Origin of the sequence: Streptomyces sp. Edi2 (assembly GCF_040253635.1) — a bacterium.
Classification (GTDB): Bacteria; Actinomycetota; Actinomycetes; order Streptomycetales; family Streptomycetaceae; genus Streptomyces.
This window is the reverse complement of sequence record NZ_JBEJGX010000003.1, coordinates 1,696,683-1,716,023: the sequence shown is the minus strand read 5'-3', so window position 1 is coordinate 1,716,023 and position 19,341 is coordinate 1,696,683. Positions and strand designations below refer to the sequence as shown.

The window sequence follows — 19,341 nt, the reverse complement described above, 5'->3', positions numbered from 1 at the left end:
CCCGCATGCACTGTCCCCCACAGGGACCGAGGGAGCTGGGACGGACCGGTGTCACCGTCCCGCCCCTGGGTCTGGGCTGCGCACCGCTCGGCAACCTCTACCGCGCCGTCCCCGAGGAACAGGCGCAGCGCGTCGTCCACACCGCCCTCGCCACCGGCGCCGGCTACTTCGACACCGCCCCGCACTACGGCGTGGGCCTGTCCGAGGAACGCCTCGGCCGGGCGCTGCGCGGCCGCGACCGCGCCGCCTACACCCTCTCCACCAAGGTCGGCCGCCGGCTGCGGCCGCTCGCGCCGGGGGAGCGGGCGGCCGGCGAAGGCTTTGTGGACACCCCCGCCCGGGCCCGGGTACGGGACCTCTCCCGCGACGGGATCCGCGCCACGCTGGACGCGTCCCTGCAGCGGCTCGGCGTGGACGCCGTCGACATCGTCTACCTCCACGACGTGGAGGAGCAGCTGCGGGAGGTGTACGAGACCGGCTTCCCGGCCCTTGCCGAGCTGCGTGCCGAGCGCATGGTGCGCGCCATCGGCTTCGGCATGAACCACAGCGGTCTGCTGGCCCGCCTGGTCGCCGACCTGGACGTGGACGTGGTGCTCTGCGCCGGCCGGTGGACCCTGCTGGAGCGCACCGCCTTCGACGATCTGCTGCCGGAGTGCGAGCGCCGCGGCACTTCCGTGGTCGTCGGCGGCGTCTACAACTCCGGTCTGCTGGCCGACCCGTCACCCGGCGCGCCCTACAACTACGCGCCCGCGCCGGCCGCCGTTCTCGACCGGGCGCGTCAACTTGCTGCCGTCTGCGCAGAGTTCGGTATTCCCCTCAAGGCCGCCGCGCTCCGGTTCCCCTTCGGGCACCGTGCCGTCGCCTCGGCCGTCGTCGGTGCCGCCGGCCCCGAGGAGATGGCCGAGAACGCCGCGCTGTTCACCCGTCACATCCCGGACGAGCTGTGGCATACGCTCGTCGCCCGCGGCCTGCTCGACGCCGATCTTCCGCTGCCCTTGCACGGCTGAGCCCGACGCGAGGACCCCGAGGCCACCGCCCTGAGGCTGACGACCTCGCCCCCGACCCCGACCCCGGAGCGCGCCCCTGATGCGTATCGACGCCCATCACCATCTGTGGGATCCGACCCGGCGCGAGCAGCCGTGGATGGACGGGCCGTGGGCCGATCCGATCCGCCGCGGCTATGCGCTGAGCGATCTCACCCCGCATCTGACCGCGCACGGCCTCGACGGCACGGTCCTCGTCCAGTCGTCGTCCTCGTACGAGGAGACCGCCGAACTGCTCACCCTCGCGGCGGGGGAGGGGCCGGTCACCGGCGTCGTCGGCTGGGCCGACCTCCGCGACCCTGCGCTCGCGGAAGTGCTCGCGGCGCTGCCCGCAGGACTGGTGGGCATCCGGCACCAGGTGCAGGACGAAACGGACCCCGACTGGCTCCGCCGCCCGGACGTGCTCCGGGGCCTGCGCATCGTGGCCGACGCCGGGCTGGTCTACGACCTGCTGGTCACCCCGCGCGAACTGCCCGCCGCGCACGCCGCCGTACGCGCCGTGCCCCAGCTGTCCTTCGTCCTGGACCACGCCGCCAAACCGGCGGTCGCGACGGGGGACTGGCAACCCTGGGCAAGTGCCCTCACCGCCCTCGCCGGGCTGCCGAACGTCAGCTGCAAACTGTCCGGGCTGGTCACCGAGGCCGACTGGGACGCCTGGCGGCCGCAGCACATCCTGCCCTATGCCCGGCACGTCCTGGAGGCCTTCGGCCCCGACCGGGTGATGTTCGGCTCCGACTGGCCGGTGTGCACGCTGGCGGCCGGCTACGAGGACGTCGTGGCACTCGCGGAGTCGGCGACGGCCCACCTCGGGCCGGCGGAACGGTCGGACGTCTTCGGAGGAACGGCGGGGCGGGTGTACGGCGTCGGGACGCCGTCGACGCAGGAGTCACCGGCCGGGCAGGAGTCACCGGCCGGGCAGACGTCACGGGCCCCGCAGGAGCCGCCGTCCACGCAGGCGCCGCCGGGCCGCTGACGCGGCGTCCGGATTCCGCCAGCTTCGGATTCCGTCCCGCCGGAGGATCGAGTCGCACCACGGAGAACGCCGGCAGAGCGGTGTACCGGGTGCGGAATGCGGCCGGCTCCGCAGAACTGCGGACGGCTCCGTGAGACTGCGGACGGCCGCGCACGACGACGGACGACTCGATGCGAAGGTGATGACGATGACGGCGACCGCGACGACGGCGACCGTGATGGCGGCCGTGACGGCGACGGCGGGGGCCCCGGCGGCGAACGGCCCCCGGCCGCTCACCGGCAAGGTGGCCCTGGTGACCGGCGGCAGCCGGGGCATCGGCGAGGCGACGGCGCTGCGGCTGGCCGCCGACGGCGCGGCGGTGGCCCTGACCTATCAGAGCCGGCAGGACAAGGCCGGCCAGGTCGTCAAGGAGATCGAGCGGGGCGGTGGGCAGGCCTGGGCGGTACGGGCCGACAGCGGTGACGCGGAGGCGGTGCGGGCCTCGGTGGCCGGCACCGTCGAACGGTTCGGGCGGCTGGACATCCTGGTGAACAATGCGGGCATCGGCGTGCTCGGCCCCTTCGAGGGGATCTCCCTGGACGATGTCGACCGGGTGCTGCGGACCAATGTCCGGGCCCCGTTCCTGGCGGCGCAGGCCGCGGCCGCCCATCTGGCCGAGGGCGGCCGGATCATCTCCATCGGCAGCTGTATGGCCGAGCGGGTGGCCTTCCCCGGCGGCACCCTCTACGCCACCAGCAAGGCCGCCCTCTCCGGCCTGACCCGGACCCTGGCCAAGGAACTGGGGCCGCGCGGCATCACCGCCAACCTCATCACCCCGGGCCCCATCGACACCGATATGAACCCGGCCGACGGCGAGAGCGCGACGATGCAGGCCGGGCTCACCGCCCTGGGGACGTACGGCCGGGCCTGGGACGTCGCGGCGACCGTGGCCCATCTGGCGGGCGAGGGCGGGCGGTACATCACGGGCGCCTCGATCGCGGTGGACGGAGGCTTCGCGGCCTGACCGGGAGCGCCGTAGGGGTATCCGCCGGGGCGACAACGCCGGGGGACCTCAACCGTGGGCGGCAACCGGCCTCACAGCGACGCGCGCAACCACTGCTCCACACTGGCGATATGCACCGTCGCCCACGCCCGCGCCGCCTCCGCGTCCCGGTCGCGCAGCGCGCCGAGGATCGCGCGGTGCTCGGTGAGGGTGCGGGTCACCGCGTCCTTCTGCGTCAGCCCCCGCCAGATCCTGGCCCGGGTGGTCGGCCCGGACAGCCCGTCCAGCAGTGAGCAGAGCACGGAGTTGCCGGACGCCGCGACGATCCCGCGGTGGAACTCCAGATCGCAGGCGACCAGGTCCTCCACCGACGGGCTCGGCCCCAGCGCGTTCAACTGGGCCTCCAGGGCGTTCAGTTCCTCCAGGCCTATCCGGCCGGCCGCCATGGCGGTGGCGGCCGGTTCCAGGATCCGGCGGACGGCAAGGAACTCCAGCACGGTGTCATCGCGGTGGAAGTCCACCACGAAGCTCATGGCCTCCAGCAGGAGTTGCGGATCGAGGCTGGTGACGTATGTGCCGTCGCCCTGGCGCACATCCAGGATGCGGATGAGGGAGAGCGCGCGGACCGCCTCACGCAGGGAGTTGCGGGACAGGCCGAGCTCGGCCGCCAGCTCGCTCTCCTTCGGCAGCCGGTCGCCCGGCCGCAGCGCGCCGGAGACGATCATGCCCTTGATCTTCTCGATGGCCTCGTCGGTGACCGCCATGCCGACCTCCCCGCTCGCACCCGCCCGGATACCGCCATCCGGATGCCGTCACAGACATCCGATGTCTGAGCTCATTATGGCCCGGCAGGCCGCCCCCGTCCGCCCTCGTGCGCGCCGTCCGCTCCCGTATGCGGCGCTGCCCAGGGGGACGACAGAGGGGGCGGCCCCGTGAACCGCCCCCTCGTCCTGCGCTGTACGTCACCGTGAGGCGCCGTCAGCTCTGTGGCCGCCGTCCGCAGCGGCCGGGTGCCGCCGTCAGCCGGCCAGCATGTCCTTGACCTTGGTCCGCACGTCCTCCGTGTCCAGACCGCGGATCATCAGCGTGGTGCGGCGGCGCAGCACATCGTCGACCGTCTCGGCCCACTCGTGGTCACGCGCGTAGGCGACCTGGGCCCAGATCTCCGGTGCGTCCGGGTGGATGCGCTCGGCCAGTGCCGGGTTCTCGTTCGCCAGCCGGGCGATGTCGAAGGACAGCGAGCCGTAGTGGGTGGCGAGGTGCCGGGCGGTCTCCGGGGCCATCCGCGGACCGGGCGTGCCGCCGTCGACGAGCAGCCGGTGCGCCACCGCGTTCGGGTTGGCGATACCGGGCAGCGGGAGCTTCTTCGGCAGGTGTGCGATCGGCTCCATGTCCTCGGCCAGCGGGTGGCCGGGCAGCGCCGCGAGCTTGTTCATGACCGTACGGCCGATGTGCCGGAAGGTCGTCCACTTGCCGCCGGCCACCGACAGCATGCCGCCGCTGCCCTCGGTCACCACCGTCTCGCGCTTGGCCTTGGAGGTGTCGCCGGGGCCGCCGGGCAGCACCCGCAGACCCGCGAAGGAGTACGTGATCAGATCGCGCGACAGCTGCTGGTCACGGACGGAGAAGGCCGCCTCGTCCAGGATCTGCGCGGTGTCCTTCTCGGTGACCGACACGTCCGCCGGGTCGCCCTCGAACTCCTCGTCCGTGGTGCCCAGCAGCAGCATGTCCTCCCAGGGGAGGGCGAAGGTGATGCGGTACTTGTCGATCGGGGTGGCCAGCGCGGCCTTCCAGGGGGCGGTGCGCTTGAGGACCAGGTGCGCGCCCTTCGACAGCCGGATGGAGGGAGCCGCGTTCGCGTCCTCCATCTTGCGCAGGTGATCCACCCACGGGCCGGTGGCGTTGAGCACCAGGCGGGCGTTGACGCCGAACTCCTCGCCCTCCATACGGTCCTTGAGCTCCGCACCGGTGACCCGGCCCTGGGTGAAGCGCAGGCCGGTGACCTCGGCGTGGTTGAGGACCGTGGCGCCGGCCGCGGCCGCCGCACGGACGGTCATCAGGGCCATCCGGGAGTCGTTCATCTGGTCGTCGCCGTACACGGCCACGGCCTTGAGGTTGTCCGTCCGCAGCTCCGGCACGTCGCGCTGCGCCTTGGCCGGGGATATGACGTGGCCGACGCCGTCGCCGAACGCGGACAGCGCCGAGTAGGCGAAGACGCCCGCCCCGAGCTTGGCCGCGCCGTGCGGGCCGCCCTTGTAGACGGGCAGGTAGAAGGTCAGGGGGTTGGCGAGGTGCGGTGCCACCTGGCGGGACACCGCACGCCGCTCGAAGTGGTTCTCCGCCACCAGCTTGACCGCGCCGGTCTGCAGGTAGCGCAGACCGCCGTGGAGCAGCTTGGAGGAGGCGGAGGAGGTGGCGCCGGCGAAGTCACCGGCGTCCACCAGGGCAACCCGCAGTCCGGCCTGGGCGGCGTGCCAGGCGGTGGAGATGCCCAGGATGCCGCCGCCGATCACCAGGAGGTCGTACGTCGCCTTGGAAAGCTGCTCCCGAGTCTCGGCGCGGCTCGCGTGCGAACCACTGGCCGGGTGCGTCCCGAGTGCCGGGGCGCTCTGCAGGGTGCTCATGTTTACTCCTCGACAGTGCTGTCATCGAGCCAGCCCATGGAACGTTCCACAGCCTTGAGCCAGCTCTTGTACTCGCGGTCACGGGTGGCCGCTTCCATCCGGGGGGTCCACTCGGCGGCCCGGCGCCAGTTGGCGCGCAGCTCGTCGGTGCTGGACCAGAAGCCGACGGCCAGTCCGGCCGCGTAGGCAGCGCCGAGACAGGTGGTCTCGGCGACCATCGGGCGCACCACGGGTGCGTCCAGGAAGTCCGAGATCGTCTGCATCAGCAGGTTGTTGGAGGTCATACCGCCGTCGACCTTGAGCGCGGTCAGCTCGACGCCGGAGTCCTTGGTCATGGCGTCGGTGATCTCGCGGGTCTGCCAGGCGGTGGCCTCGAGCACGGCGCGCGCGATGTGCGCCTTGGTGACATAGCGGGTCAGGCCCGCGATGACGCCGCGCGCGTCCGAGCGCCAGTAGGGGGCGAACAGGCCGGAGAAGGCCGGCACGAAGTACGCGCCGCCGTTGTCCTCGACCGTGCTGGCCAGGGTCTCGATCTCGGCCGCGCTGTTGATCAGGCCCATCTGGTCGCGCATCCACTGGACGAGCGAGCCGGTGACGGCGATGGAGCCTTCCAGGGCGTAGACCGGCTGCTGGTCGCCGATGCGGTAGCCGACCGTGGTCAGCAGGCCGTTGTAGGAGTTCACCGGCTCGTGGCCGGTGTTCATCAGCATGAAGGTGCCGGTGCCGTACGTGGACTTGGCCTCGCCCTGCTCGAAGCAGGTCTGGCCGAACAGCGCGGCCTGCTGGTCACCGAGCGCCGAGGCGACCGGGACACCGGCCAGCACACCGCCGGTGGCGCGGCCGTAGACCTCGGCGGAGGACTTGATCTCCGGCAGGACGGCCGCCGGGATCTCCATCGACGCGAGGATCTTCGGGTCCCACTCGAGACGGTGAAGGTTCATCAGCATGGTGCGCGAGGCGTTGGTGACGTCGGTGACGTGCACACCACCGTCGACACCGCCGGTCAGGTTCCAGATGACCCAGGAGTCCATGGTGCCGAAGAGGATGTCGCCGCGCTCGGCGCGCTCGCGCAGGCCCTCGACGTTGTCGAGCAGCCAGCGGATCTTCGGGCCGGCGAAGTACGAGGCCAGCGGCAGGCCGGTCTCGCGGCGGAAGCGGTCCTGGCCGACGTTGCGGCCGAGTTCCTTGCAGAGCGCGTCGGTGCGGGTGTCCTGCCAGACGATGGCGTTGTGGACCGGCTCACCGGTGGTGCGGTCCCACAGCAGGGTGGTCTCGCGCTGGTTGGTGATACCGATCGCCTTGACATCGGCGGCGGTGAGCCCGGCCTTGTGGACGGCGCTGTCGACGACCTGCTGGACGTTGTTCCAGATCTCGGTGGCGTCGTGCTCGACCCAGCCCGGCTTCGGGAAGATCTGCTCGTGCTCCTTCTGGTCGACCGAGACGATCCGGCCGTCCTTGTCGAAGACGATGCAGCGGCTGGACGTGGTGCCCTGGTCGATGGCCGCGATGAACGGGCCGTGGCCGTGCGAGGCGGTGCTGGGGGTGTCGCTCATGGTGTGCTCCAAGAAGTCGGTGCGGGCGGAGTCGGGGCGGTCAGGCGGCTCAGGCGAATGCCACCTGGTAGATGCCCCCGGCAATGGCTCCGCCGATGAGCGGGCCGACGACCGGGATCCAGGCGTAGCCCCAGTCTGAACCGCCCTTGTTCCGCAGCGGCAGAAGCGCGTGCACGATGCGCGGGCCGAGGTCGCGGACCGGGTTGATCGCGTACCCGGTCGGACCGCCGAGCGACAGACCGATGCCGGTGACGACCAACGCGACCAGCAGGGTGCCGATGGCGCCGACGCCCTTTCCGTTGTCGCTCAGACCGAGCGTGAGGATCGACAGCACGAGCACGGTGGTGGCGATGATCTCGGTGGCCAGGTTCTGCACCGCGTTCCGGATCTCCGGGCCGGTGGAGAAGATGCCGAGGACCGGTCCGGCCGACGGGGCAGCGGACTGGTCGACCAGTCCCTCCTCGCCGGAGTGGTCGGCCAGCACCTCGGGGTCACTCAGATGGGCCTGGAACTGCCCGTAGTAGGTGATCCACACCAGTACCGCGCCGATCATGGCGCCGAGCATCTCGCCGCCGAAGTAGACCGGCACCTGACTCCACTCGATGCCGCCCTTGATGGCGAGACCGATGGTGACCGCAGGGTTGAGGTTGGCGCCGGACTTCGCGGCGATGTAGGCACCCGTGAGGACGGCGAAGCCCCACCCGAAGGCGATGGCGACCCATCCGGCGTTGAACGCCTTGGAGCGCTTGAACGTGACGGCGGCGCAGACGCCACCGCCGAGCAAGATCAGAACAGCGGTACCGATGGTCTCGCTGATGAAGATGTCGGAGCTGGACACCCGCGACTCCTTTGTCCTTCGTCCAGGGGAAGACGAACCCCGGGTCCCGTCCGGTGGTCCGCGCCCTCCTAGAGGGCGGTGGTCGGCCCGCGGCACTGCCCCACCATAACGAATATTGCCGTTAGGTGTTCGACAATGCCGACCGACGAACGGCAGTTTTGTTCACCGGTAGAACCCCGTCAAGGGTTCCGTGGCGAAAAACTTAGGTGAACTTATGGGGTGAATCCGGTCAGAATCGCCCTGCACCAAGATCCCGGGACACAGCGCGTGCGCAATCCCTTACAGCGGCGATGATTTCCGGCCGCAGATCGCCCTCCTGGCAGACCCGCTCGACCGCCCCGGTGACGCCCACCGCGCCCACCGGCATCCGCCGCCGGTCGTGGATCGGTGCGGCCACCGACGCCACGCCCTCCCAGGTCTCCTCCACGTCCGCGGCCCAGCCCCGCGCCCGGATCAGGTCCAGCAGCCGCTCGAAGTCCGCCAGCCCGGTCACCGTGTGCGAGGTGAACGCCGTTCGCTCCGCCTCGACGATCTCGCTGTGTGCCACCGGGTCGTACGCCGACAGCACCTTGCCCAGCGCCGTGCTGTGCAGCGGGTGCATCGCGCCCACCTCCAGCACCTGCCGGCTGTCGTCCGGGCGGAAGACGTGGTGGACGATCAGCACCCCCTGCTGGTGCAGCACCCCCAGGTAGACGGCCTCGCCGCTGGAGCGGGCCAGGTCGTCGGTCCACACCAGGGCGCGGGCGCGCAGCTCGTGCACGTCCAGATAGCTGTTGCCCAGCCGCAGCAGCTCCGCGCCCAGCTGATAGCGGCCGGACGTGGCGTCCTGCTCGACGAAACCCTCCTGCTGCAACGTGCGCAGGATCCCGTGGGCGGTGCCCTTGGCCAGTCCCAGTGAGGAGGAGATGTCGGAGAGTCCCAGTCGCCGTTCCCCTCCCGCGAGCAGCCGCAGCATCGCTGCGGCGCGCTCCAGCGACTGGATGGTGCGTGCCATCGGGCAACCTCCGAAGTGAGCGGTTCGACAATGCTGAACGATATCGGTCCATGCCGACTGGAGTCAGCGTTCTGCAACCTTTTGCTGGGCGAACGGAGTCTGCCAACGATCACGGATGGGCGCGCAGCGGGGTGGAAGCGGGGCGCAGCAGTGCTGTCCACGGCGTGGAACGGGGAACACGTGTACCGGACCGGCAGCTACGCTGGCCGGGTGCGCCCTCTGAAGGAGGGTGCAAAGCCGACAGCCGTCGCAACCACGGGAGCATCTCCATGGCCTCGAACACGCCATCGCCCATCAGCACGACCCGCGTCGCATCGTTCCGCGAGGCCCTGGCCTCGCGGGTGGTCGTCGCGGACGGCGCGATGGGCACCATGCTGCAGGCGCAGGATCCGTCCATGGAGGACTTCCAGCAGCTGGAGGGCTGCAACGAGATCCTCAACGTCACCCGGCCCGACATCGTGCGCTCGGTGCACGAGGAGTACTTCGCGGTCGGTGTCGACTGCGTGGAGACCAATACCTTCGGCGCGAACTTCGCCGCGCTCGCGGAGTACGACATCGCCGAGCGGGTCTTCGAGCTGTCGGAGTCCGGCGCACGGATCGCCCGTGAGGTGGCCGACGAGTTCACCGCCTCCACCGGGCAGCAGCGCTACGTCCTCGGCTCCATGGGGCCCGGCACCAAGCTGCCGACGCTGGGCCACGCCCCGTATGTCACGCTGCGTGACGCCTATCAGCAGAACGCCGAGGGCATGATCGCCGGCGGCGCGGACGCCCTGCTGGTGGAGACCACCCAGGACCTCCTGCAGACCAAGGCCGCCATTCTCGGTGCCCGCCGGGCGCTCAAGGCCACCGGCACCAACCTGCCGGTGATCTGTTCGGTGACCGTGGAGACGACCGGCACCATGCTGCTGGGTTCGGAGATCGGTGCGGCGCTGACGGCGCTGGAGCCGCTGGGCATCGACATGATCGGCCTGAACTGCGCCACCGGCCCCGCCGAGATGAGCGAGCACCTGCGCTACCTGGCCCGGCACTCCCGTATCCCGCTGGCGTGTATGCCGAACGCGGGTCTGCCGGTGCTGGGCAAGGACGGGGCGCACTATCCGCTGACGGCCGGGGAGCTGGCCGACGCCCAGGAGACCTTCGTCGCCGAGTACGGCCTCTCGCTGGTCGGCGGCTGCTGCGGTACGACGCCGGAGCATCTGCGACAGGTCGTCGAGCGGGTCCGCGGCACCGCCCCCACCGCCCGTGAGCCGCGCCCCGAGCCGGGCGCCGCCTCGCTGTACCAGACGGTGCCGTTCCGCCAGGACACCTCGTATCTGGCGATCGGCGAGCGGACGAACGCCAACGGGTCGAAGAAGTTCCGGGAGGCGATGCTGGAGGGCCGCTGGGACGACTGCGTGGAGATGGCCCGCGACCAGATCCGTGAGGGTGCCCACCTGCTCGACCTGTGCGTCGACTACGTCGGCCGGGACGGGGTGGCCGACATGGAGGAGCTGGCCGGCCGGTTCGCCACCGCCTCCACCCTGCCGATCGTGCTGGACTCCACGGAGCTGAACGTCCTCCAGGCCGGCCTGGAAAAGCTCGGCGGCCGAGCGGTGATCAACTCCGTCAACTACGAGGACGGGGACGGCCCGGAGTCGCGTTTCGCGAAGGTCACCGAGCTGGCGGCAGAACACGGCGCGGCACTGATCGCGCTCACCATCGACGAAGAGGGCCAGGCCCGCACCGCCGAGCACAAGGTCGCCATCGCCGAGCGGCTGATCGAGGACCTGACGGGCAACTGGGGCATCCACGAGTCGGACATCCTCATCGACTGCCTGACCTTCACCATCTGCACCGGCCAGGAGGAGTCCCGGGGCGACGGCATCGCCACCATCGAGGCGATCCGCGAGCTGAAGAAGCGTCATCCGGACGTCCAGACCACGCTCGGTCTGTCCAACATCTCCTTCGGCCTGAACCCGGCCGCCCGCATCGTCCTCAACTCCGTCTTCCTGGACGAGTGCGTCAAGGCCGGCCTGGACTCCGCGATCGTGCACGCGAGCAAGATCCTGCCGATCGCGCGGCTGGAGGAGGAGCAGGTCAAGGCCGCCCTCGACCTCGTCTACGACCGGCGCAGCGAGGGCTATGACCCGCTGCAGAAGCTGATGGAGCTGTTCGAGGGCGTCAACACCAAGTCGATGAAGGCCGGGCGGGCCGAGGAGCTGCTGGCCCTGCCGCTGGAGGAGCGCCTCAAGCGGCGCATCATCGACGGTGAGAAGAACGGCCTCGACACCGACCTGGAAGAGGCCCTTCAGGACCGTCCGGCCCTCGACATCGTCAACGACACCCTGCTGGAGGGCATGAAGGTCGTCGGTGAGCTGTTCGGCTCGGGGCAGATGCAGCTGCCGTTCGTGCTGCAGTCCGCCGAGGTCATGAAGACCGCGGTGGCCTACCTGGAGCCGCACATGGAGAAGTCCGACGACGAGGGCAAGGGCACCATCGTGCTGGCCACCGTCCGCGGCGACGTCCATGACATCGGCAAGAACCTCGTCGACATCATCCTGTCCAACAACGGCTACAACGTGGTCAACCTCGGCATCAAGCAGCCGGTCTCGGCGATCCTGGAAGCCGCCGAGGAACACCGCGCCGACGTCATCGGGATGTCCGGCCTGCTGGTCAAGTCCACGGTGATCATGAAGGAGAACCTGGAAGAGCTCAACCAGCGCAAGATGGCGGCCGACTTCCCCGTCATCCTCGGCGGCGCCGCGCTGACCCGCGCCTACGTCGAACAGGACCTCCACGAGATCTACGAGGGCGAGGTCCGCTACGCCCGCGACGCGTTCGAGGGCCTGCGCCTGATGGACGCCCTGATCGCCGTCAAGCGCGGTGTGCCCGGCGCCACCCTCCCCGAACTCAAGCAGCGCCGGGTGCCCAAGCGGGACACGGCCGTGCTGGAGGTCGAGGAGCCCGAGGGCGCGGTGCGCTCCGATGTCGCCATCGACAACCCGGTCCCCGAGCCGCCGTTCTGGGGGACCCGCGTCGTCAAGGGCATCCAGCTCGCCGACTATGCGTCCTGGCTGGACGAGGGCGCCCTCTTCAAGGGGCAGTGGGGTCTCAAGCAGGCCCGCACCGGTGACGGCCCGACGTACGAGGAGCTGGTGGAGACCGAGGGCCGCCCCCGGCTGCGGGGCTGGCTCGACAAGCTCCAGACCGAGAACCTGCTGGAAGCCGCCGTCGTGCACGGCTACTTCCCGTGTGTGTCCAAGGGCGAGGACCTGATCCTGCTGCACGAGGACGGCACCGAGCGCACCCGCTTCACCTTCCCCCGCCAGCGCCGCGGCCGGCGCCTGTGCCTGGCCGACTACTTCCGCCCCGAGGAGACCGGCGAGAGGGATGTCGTCGGCCTCCAGGTCGTCACGGTCGGCTCCAGGATCGGCGGCGCCACCGCCGAGCTCTTCGAGGCCAACTCCTACCGCGACTACCTCGAACTCCACGGCCTGTCCGTCCAGTTGGCCGAAGCCCTCGCCGAGTACTGGCACGCCCGGGTCCGCGCCGAGCTGGGCTTCGCGGGCGAGGACCCGGCCGACGTCGAGGACATGTTCGCGCTGAAGTACCGCGGCGCGCGCTTCTCGCTGGGCTACGGCGCCTGCCCCGACCTGGAGGACCGCGCCAAGATCGCCGACCTGCTGCAGCCGGAGCGGATCGGCGTGGAGCTCTCCGAGGAGTTCCAGTTGCACCCCGAGCAGTCCACCGACGCCATCGTCATCCACCACCCGGAGGCGAAGTACTTCAACGCCCGGTAGCGGGGCGCCCCGGCGCGAACTCGGGGGCGGGAGCGCCGCGAGAGTCGTCGTGACGCTCGGTGATCCCGCGTGAGCGGGCCGGGGCCCGCCCGGGGCCCGCCCGGGGGCCCTTCCGGAACGGCCGTGAGCGGGCCGGGGCCGCCCCAAAACCCCTCCGGAACGGCCCTGACCTCGCTCACCACGCATTCCGGTCCGTACCGTCGTACACTTATCGGTCCGGTAGTGGCCGGTCGTTTCCCCAGCCGGGGATGGCGACCGGCCCTTTCGTCCCTCCGGGGACGTCGCAACGGAGGTGGATGGATGACCAGCAGCATCCCCGCAGTCGGCACCCGAACGGCCGAACCCGCGACCCTCCAAGCCGTATTCCTCGATCTGGACGGCACGCTCGTCGACACCGAGGGATTCTGGTGGGAGGCGGAGGCGGAAGTCTTTGCCGAGCTCGGCCACATCCTCGACGACGCCCACCGCGAGGTCGTGGTCGGCGGCCCGATGACCCGCAGTGCCGGGTATCTGATTCAGGCCACCGGCGTCGACATCAGCCTGACCGAGCTCAGCGTGCTGCTCAACGCCGCCTTCCTGGCCCGGGTCGGGCGCGGCGTCCCGCTGATGCCGGGCGCCCGCAGACTGCTGGCCGAACTCGCCGCCCACGAGGTGCCGACCGCGCTGGTCTCCGCCTCGCACCGCGCCATCGTCGACCAGATGCTGCACTCCCTGGGCCCGGAGAACTTCCGGCTGACCCTGGCGGGCGACGACCTGGAGCGCACCAAGCCGCACCCGGACCCGTATCTGACGGCCGCCGCGCGACTGGGGGCCGACCCGGCGTGCTGCGCGGTCATCGAGGACACGCTGACCGGTGTGACCGCAGGTGAGGCCGCGGGCTGCCCGGTCGTCGCGGTGCCCTCGGTGGCGCCGATCCCGCCGGTCGCGGGCCGTACGGTCGTGCCCTCGCTGGAAGAAGTGGATCTGCCATTTCTCCGTACGCTCATCACGGAAAGCCGGGGAGCCGTGCACTGAGCGTGTCCCGGAGAATGCCCCTCAGAACCGAGGGGAGCGGCCCGCTCATTTTCCGTGACGAATGTGCTGGCCGAATTCCGGCCTCGCCGCGGATCCTTGAACGCGTGACGTTTCTCACGTGCCGGGCCGTCGACAGTGGTGCCCATGGGTGTTCCAGAGGGGCTGCCGGGGGTTTTGGGCGGGGGTAAGTGTCCGGATTGGTGGAGCAACGCGCGAATCGTTCCACCGTCCGGATATCGATCACCCACCCGTCGTTATCCGGAGCCCATATCGAATCAACTCCTTTGTGTCTGAGAGTGGCTGGCCGTTCCTACTAATGTCGACGCGAGCAACACCTCTGCGCTGATAAGGAACCTGCCGACGATGAATCGCAAGACCCTGGTGCTGCCGGCGCTGGCCGGTCTCCTCGCCCCCGTTCTCGCAGCCTGCGGCAGCACGGACGGCGCGGGCGAAGGCGGCGATCCGATCGTCGTGGGAGTCTCCACCGAGATCGAGGCGACCAAGGCGGCGCCCGCGCCGCTCGACCCGGCGCAGGCCTATGACGTCGATACGTGGAACATGCTGCGCGGCACCCTCCAGACGCTGATGCGGCTGCCCAGGACCGGCACCGCGCCGGTACCCGAGGCCGCCGAGTCCTGCGGGTTCCGCGACACCCAGAACGAGCAGTACCGCTGCACCCTGCGCAGTGGCCTGAAGTTCTCGAACGGACACGCCCTGACGGCACAGGACGTCAAGTTCTCCCTCGACCGGATGCGGACCATCAACAACACCAACGGTCCGGTCTCGCTGCTCGACGACATCGACAAGGTCGAGGCGCCCAGCGACAAGGAGGTGGTCTTCCACCTCCGCAAGCCGGACGCCACCTTCCCGCAGAAGCTCGCCACCCCCGCCGCGGCCATCGTGGACAGCGAGGTGTACCCCAAGGGCCGTCTCTACAGCGGCTTCGACGTGGTCGGTTCCGGCCCGTACACGCTGAAGACGGAGCGCAAGAACAACCGCATCACCAAGGCCACCTTCACCAAGAACCCCGGCTACAAGGGCGGGGTGAACGTGAAGAACGACAAGGTCGAGATGCGCTTCTTCGCCGACTCCAAGGGCACGGAGCAGGCGCTGCGCAAGGGCAATGTCGATCTGATGTACCGCGGGCTGTCGCCCGACCAGATCCGGGGCCTGCAGAACTCCCAGGACAAGCACGTCATGATCCAGGAGATGCCCGGGCAGGAGATCCGCTACCTGGCCTTCAACACCAAGGACCCGGCCGTCTCCAACAAGGCCGTGCGGAAGGCGATGGCGCAGATCGTCAACCGCTCGGAGCTGGTGCGCGACGTCTACGCCTACACCGGCGACCCCCTCTTCTCGATGGTTCCCACCGGCCTCACCGGTCACATCAACTCGTTCTTCAGCAAGTACGGGAACCCCAGTGTGGCCGCGGCCCGTAAGACGCTGCAGCAGGCGAACGTCACCACCCCGGTGAAGTTCACCCTCGCGTACACCACGAACCACTACGGCTCCAGCACCGGCAAGGAAGTCCGTGCGCTGCAGACCCAGCTCAACAGCACCAAGCTGTTCGACGTCAGCGTCAAGGGCGTCGACAGCTGGCAGCAGTACCGGACCGACTCCCTGCACGGGAAGTACAGCGTCTACAACATGGGCTGGTTCGCGGACATCCCGGACCCGGACAACTACATCGCGCCGTTCATCGGCAAGCAGAACTTCCTCGGCTCCCCGTACCGCAATCCCAAGATCGAGTCGCAGCTGATCCCGGACAGCCGGCAGCAGACCGACCGCAACGCCGCCGCGGCCAACTTCAAGCAGGCGCAGGACCTGATCGCCGACGATGTACCGCTGCTCCCGCTGTGGCAGGGCAAGCAGTACGTGGTCGCCCGCGATGACGTCACCGGCATCGAGTGGGCCCTCAACTCCTCCTCGTCGCTGCAGATCTGGGAGCTCGGCCGCGGCGTCGCCGACTGAGCCCGCGGGTCCGACCGATGCAGTACACCCCTGCCGCGGCTTCCCCGCCACGGCCCGACAGGCACCACCCAGAACGTGAGGACCGTTTAGTGAGGAAGCGTGACCAGTGGCTGGCTGCCCCGATCGGAGCGGGGCTGGCCACAGCTCTGCTCGCGGTCGCCGGGTGCGGCACGGACGACTCGGGGGCGGCCGGCACCGGCGAGCCCGTGGTCATGGGAATGACGGACAAGGTCCAGTCCACCGACCCGGCATCCGGCTACGAGCCGGGATCATGGCTGTTGTTCAACAACGTCTTCCAGTCCCTGCTGAGCTTCCCCAAGGGCGGCACCACCCCCGAGCCGGAGGCCGCCGAACGCTGCGGCTTCACCGACGGTGACAGCAAGGTCTACCGCTGCACCCTCAAGGACGGCCTCAAGTTCAGCAACGGTGACGCGCTGACCTCCAAGGACGTCAAGTACTCCTTCGACCGCACCCGGCGCATCAAGGACCGCAACGGCCCCGCCGTGATGTTCTCCGCGCTCAACTCGGTCGAGGCACCGGACGCCAAGACCGTGATCTTCCGGCTGAAGACGCCCGACGCGACCTTCCCGATGAAGATAGCCTCCGGCGCCGGCTCGATCGTCGACCACGCGGACTACCCCGCCGACCGGCTGCGCACCGACGGCAAGGCCACCGGCTCCGGCGTCTACACCCTCAAGGAGTACAGCTCCCAGAAGGCCGTCTTCGGCGTCAACGGCTCGTACAAGGGCCCCGCCAAGGTCAAGAACTCCGGGATGACCGTGAAGTTCTTCAACCGCCCCGACAAGCTCAAGACGGCCGTCGAGAAGGGCGACGTCGATGTCGCCTACCGCGGTCTGTCCATGAAGGACATCGCGGCACTCGACAACGCCTCGCTGAAGCAGCAGCACGGCACCCAGGTCGTGGAGGGTGCCAGCGCCGAGGTCATGCACCTGGTCTTCAACGTCAAGGACCCGGTCGCCGGCAAGCTGGGCGTCCGCAAGGCGATCGCCTACCTCCTGAACCGCTCGACCCTGGTCCGGGACGTCTACCAGCGCACCGCGGTACCGCTGTACTCGATCGTCCCGGCCGGCATCACCGGCCACAGCACCTCCTTCTTCAACACCTACGGCGACAGCCCGAAGCCCGACAAGGCGAAAGAGGCGCTGCGCCAGGCCGGCTTCAACGGCAAGGTGCCGCTCACGCTGTGGGCCACCCCCGACCGCTTCGGCCCCGGCACCGTCCCGGCCTTCGAGGAAATCGCCCAACAGCTGAACGCCAACGGCCTGTTCGACGCCAAGGTGCGCACCCTGCCCACCAAGCAGTACGAGCAGGGCGTGGCCGCCGGCCGGTTCGGCGTCTACGTCAAGGGCTGGATCCCCGACTATCCGGACCCCGACAACTTCACCGCGCCGTTCTTCGGCAAGGACAGCGTGGTGGCCAACCACTACAGCTCGCCCACCATCACCGGGCACCTGCTGCCCAAGACGGCCGACCAGCCGGACCGGGGCGCCACCAAGTCCGAATTCCGGCGGCTGCAGGACATCGTCGCGCAGGACGTGCCGATGATCCCGCTCTGGCAGGGCAAGCAGTACGCGGTGGCCCGCGAAGGGGTCTCCGGCCTGGAATGGACCCTGGACCCCTCGACCGTCTTCCGGTTCTGGGAGATCAGCAAGTCGTCCGAGGCCTGACCGGACCTGTCACACGACGGCGGGGCCGGCCCGGGGAGGTTTTTCCCGGGCCGGCCCCGCCGTCGTTCGTCTGCCGGGCCGTCAGGCCCCGCCGGCTACTGGGCGCCGGGGCGCACCAGCCCGCTCTCGTACGCGTACACCGCCGCCTGCACCCGGTCGCGCAGCCCCAGCTTCGTCAGCACATGACCCACATGCGTCTTCACCGTCGTCTCGCTCACGAACAGATCCGCGGCGATCTCCGCATTCGACAGCCCGCGCGCCACCAGCTTCAGCACCTCCACCTCGCGTTCGGTGAGGGTGTGCAGCGTGTCCGGCACCGGCTCCTCGCCCGACGGCAGATGCCCGGCGTACTTGTCCAGCAGCCGGCGCGTGATGCTCGGGGCGAGCATCGCCTCGCCCCCCGCCACCACGCGGATCGCCTGCACCAACTCATGGGCCGGCGCGTCCTTGAGCAGGAAGCCGCTGGCCCCCGCCCGCAGCGCCTCGACGACGTACTCGTCCAGATCGAACGTCGTCAGCACCAGCACCTTCGCCGGGCCGTCCTTCGCCGGCCCGGTGATCTGCCGGGTCGCCTCGACGCCGTCCATCCGGGGCATCCGGATGTCCATCAGCACCACATCGGGCTGCAGCGCCCGCACCTGCTCCAGCGCCTGCAGACCGTCACCGGCCTCCCCGACCACCGCCAGATCCTGCTCCGCCTCCAGAATCATCCGGAATCCCGTACGCAGCAGGGGCTGGTCGTCGACCAGCAGGACGCGGATGGCCACAAGCTCTCCTTTGACAGGCCTGTCCGGGCGATCGGCGCCTGGTAGGGCAACTGCGCTAGATGTCCCCCATTCTGCCCTGCGGCACCCCGCCGCCCTCCGGCGGGCGGATCCGCAGCGGATACACCGGGGGAGTGCCGCCGAATTCCGGACAGTGCGCCTGGTGGTCGCACCAGCCGCACAGCTTCGTCGGCCGCGGCCGCCAGTCGCCGGTCTCCGTCGCCAGCCGGATCGCCTCCCACAGCGCCAGCAACTTCCGCTCCACGGCCCGCAGATCGGCCTCACCCGGGTCGTACGTCACCACATCGCCGCTGCCCAGATAGACCAGCTGCAGCCGCCGCGGCACCACACCGCGCAGCCGCCACATCACCAGCGCATAGAACTTCATCTGGAACAGCGGGCCCTCGGCGAACTGCGGCCGCGGCGCCTTGCCGGTCTTGTAGTCGACGATCCGCACCTCACCCGTCGGCGCGACATCCACCCGGTCGATGAACCCCCGCAGCTGCAGCCCCGACTCCAGCACCGTCTCGACATAGAGCTCCCGGTCGGCCGGCTCCAGCCGCGTCGGGTCCTCCAGCGAGAACCACCGCTCCACCAGCGCCTCGGCCTGTGCCAGCCACTGCGCCAGCTGCTCGCCCTCCGCGTCGTCCGCGAACAGCTCCGCCAGCTCCGGCCGCTTGGCCAGCAGCTTCTCCCACTCGCCCGGGACCATCGCCCGCGCTCCGACGGCCGTACGCTCCGCCGCCGGCGCATCGAAGAGCCGCTCCAGCACGGCATGCACGACCGTGCCGCGGGTCGCCGCCGGGCTCGGCTTCTCGGGCAGTCTGTCGATCACCCGGAAGCGGTAGAGCAACGGACACTGCATGAAATCGCTCGCCCGCGACGGCGACAGCGCCACCGGCGGCCGCGGCGTCCGCTCCCCGCCCGGCGCCCCCGGCCCGGCAGCCTCCGTGCCCGCCCCGGCAGCCTCCGTGCCCGCCCCGGCAGCCTCCGTGCCCGCCCCGGCTTCCCCGCCCTGTGTGCCCGCCTCGGCCTGCTCCGTGCTCCATCCCATGCCACAAAACCCTACGGCCCGCCACTGACAGGCGCGGACGGGTCACCGCGCAAGGGCCCCGCAG

General features: G+C 70.1%; 14 protein-coding genes. 7 read left to right on the top strand and 7 right to left on the bottom strand.

Translation table 11 applies throughout. The annotated features are described in order from the left end of the window. Positions 1-5: 5 nt before the first annotated feature. From ABR737_RS11090 to ABR737_RS11080, 3 genes are all read left to right on the top strand, one after another. Positions 6-1,007 carry an aldo/keto reductase gene (locus ABR737_RS11090; RefSeq protein ID WP_350250013.1) on the top strand — a complete coding sequence of 334 codons (1,002 nt, stop codon included), beginning with the start codon at positions 6-8 and terminating at the stop codon, positions 1,005-1,007. A 79-nt stretch (positions 1,008-1,086) separates the two neighbouring features. After that, positions 1,087-2,016: an amidohydrolase family protein gene (locus ABR737_RS11085; protein ID WP_350250012.1), complete on the top strand. Its 930-nt coding sequence runs from the start codon at positions 1,087-1,089 to the stop codon at positions 2,014-2,016. A gap of 217 nt (positions 2,017-2,233) precedes the next feature. After that, positions 2,234-3,019 (top strand): SDR family oxidoreductase, encoded by a 786-nt coding sequence (locus ABR737_RS11080; RefSeq protein WP_350256746.1) that lies wholly within the window; start codon positions 2,234-2,236, stop codon positions 3,017-3,019. 71 nt (positions 3,020-3,090) lie between these two features. Here ABR737_RS11080 and ABR737_RS11075 read toward each other — a convergent pair whose 3' ends face one another. The 5 genes from ABR737_RS11075 to ABR737_RS11055 all read right to left on the bottom strand — a co-directional run bounded on the left by ABR737_RS11075 (position 3,091) and on the right by ABR737_RS11055 (position 9,007). After that, complete coding sequence (locus tag ABR737_RS11075; protein WP_350250011.1) at positions 3,091-3,762, bottom strand: FadR/GntR family transcriptional regulator; 672 nt, start codon at positions 3,760-3,762, stop codon at positions 3,091-3,093. Positions 3,763-4,017: 255 nt separating this feature from the next. After that, positions 4,018-5,622, bottom strand: coding sequence for a glycerol-3-phosphate dehydrogenase/oxidase (locus tag ABR737_RS11070; RefSeq protein ID WP_350250010.1), 1,605 nt, complete (start codon positions 5,620-5,622; stop codon positions 4,018-4,020). 2 nt (positions 5,623-5,624) lie between these two features. Then, complete coding sequence (gene glpK, locus ABR737_RS11065; protein WP_350250009.1) at positions 5,625-7,175, bottom strand: glycerol kinase GlpK; 1,551 nt, start codon at positions 7,173-7,175, stop codon at positions 5,625-5,627. A gap of 49 nt (positions 7,176-7,224) precedes the next feature. Continuing rightward, entirely contained in the window at positions 7,225-8,013 is a 789-nt protein-coding gene (locus tag ABR737_RS11060; RefSeq protein ID WP_350250008.1) for an MIP/aquaporin family protein, read from the bottom strand. Between the two features lie 229 nt (positions 8,014-8,242). Further along, positions 8,243-9,007 (bottom strand): IclR family transcriptional regulator, encoded by a 765-nt coding sequence (locus ABR737_RS11055; RefSeq protein WP_350250007.1) that lies wholly within the window; start codon positions 9,005-9,007, stop codon positions 8,243-8,245. Positions 9,008-9,276: 269 nt separating this feature from the next. On the opposite strand from ABR737_RS11055, the gene metH reads away from it, so the two are divergent. The 4 genes from metH (at position 9,277) to ABR737_RS11035 (ending at position 17,459) form a co-directional block, all read left to right on the top strand. After that, positions 9,277-12,786, top strand: coding sequence for a methionine synthase (gene metH, locus ABR737_RS11050; protein ID WP_350250006.1), 3,510 nt, complete (start codon positions 9,277-9,279; stop codon positions 12,784-12,786). Positions 12,787-13,086: 300 nt separating this feature from the next. Continuing rightward, positions 13,087-13,800, top strand: a complete 714-nt coding sequence (locus ABR737_RS11045; protein ID WP_350250005.1) for an HAD family hydrolase — start codon at positions 13,087-13,089, stop codon at positions 13,798-13,800. 363 nt (positions 13,801-14,163) lie between these two features. Beyond that, positions 14,164-15,771, top strand: a complete 1,608-nt coding sequence (locus ABR737_RS11040; RefSeq protein ID WP_350250004.1) for an ABC transporter substrate-binding protein — start codon at positions 14,164-14,166, stop codon at positions 15,769-15,771. 89 nt (positions 15,772-15,860) lie between these two features. Further along, positions 15,861-17,459 carry an ABC transporter substrate-binding protein gene (locus tag ABR737_RS11035; protein ID WP_350250003.1) on the top strand — a complete coding sequence of 533 codons (1,599 nt, stop codon included), beginning with the start codon at positions 15,861-15,863 and terminating at the stop codon, positions 17,457-17,459. A 95-nt stretch (positions 17,460-17,554) separates the two neighbouring features. Here ABR737_RS11035 and ABR737_RS11030 read toward each other — a convergent pair whose 3' ends face one another. Together ABR737_RS11030 and ABR737_RS11025 are read right to left on the bottom strand one after the other, a co-directional pair. Continuing rightward, positions 17,555-18,226: a response regulator gene (locus tag ABR737_RS11030; protein ID WP_088796887.1), complete on the bottom strand. Its 672-nt coding sequence runs from the start codon at positions 18,224-18,226 to the stop codon at positions 17,555-17,557. A 55-nt stretch (positions 18,227-18,281) separates the two neighbouring features. Then, positions 18,282-19,277 carry a RecB family exonuclease gene (locus ABR737_RS11025; RefSeq protein WP_350250002.1) on the bottom strand — a complete coding sequence of 332 codons (996 nt, stop codon included), beginning with the start codon at positions 19,275-19,277 and terminating at the stop codon, positions 18,282-18,284. Positions 19,278-19,341: the final 64 nt, after the last annotated feature.